Here is a 410-nt window from a genome sequence, read left to right as displayed (position 1 = left end):
GATCACACCGGCAAGTTCGCGGCTTGTCGCATCAGCAACCACCGGCAAACGTTCAAGTCCGTGCACCGCCAGACGCACAGCAACCGTGCGGCAGGTTTCCCCACGCAGCGCGACCACTGGGGCGTTCACGCCATACAGTTCGCGCACATGCACGGCATTGGGCGCTTGCTCCATCGCAGCGCGGTCCAGCATGCCGAGCACTGCGCCCTGATGCGTAACGGGATAAGCGCGGTGCTTCTGATTGGCGCCGAAGTGCGATTGCAGGACATCGGCAATCAGCGCGTCGGCATCGATCGACATCGCAGTGGCAGTCATCACCTCTTCCACGCTGTGGCGTTCCAGCGGATCGATGCCGTACTCGCGGTAGATATGGTGGCCGCGGCGTGCGATCTTCTCGGTCAGGATCGAGC

The 410-nt window shown here is 62.9% G+C and carries 1 protein-coding gene; it reads right to left on the bottom strand.

Translation table 11 applies throughout. The features are described 5' to 3' along the window. Positions 1-410, bottom strand: a 410-nt coding sequence (locus AB4Z32_RS27765) for a CBS domain-containing protein (RefSeq protein WP_442125024.1), incomplete at both ends; no start/stop codon positions are given.

The organism is Massilia sp. 2TAF26, assembly GCF_052115005.1.
Classification (GTDB): domain Bacteria; phylum Pseudomonadota; class Gammaproteobacteria; order Burkholderiales; family Burkholderiaceae_D; genus Telluria.
Note: the sequence above shows the minus strand (reverse complement) of the source record. Positions and strands in the feature narration are given on the sequence as shown.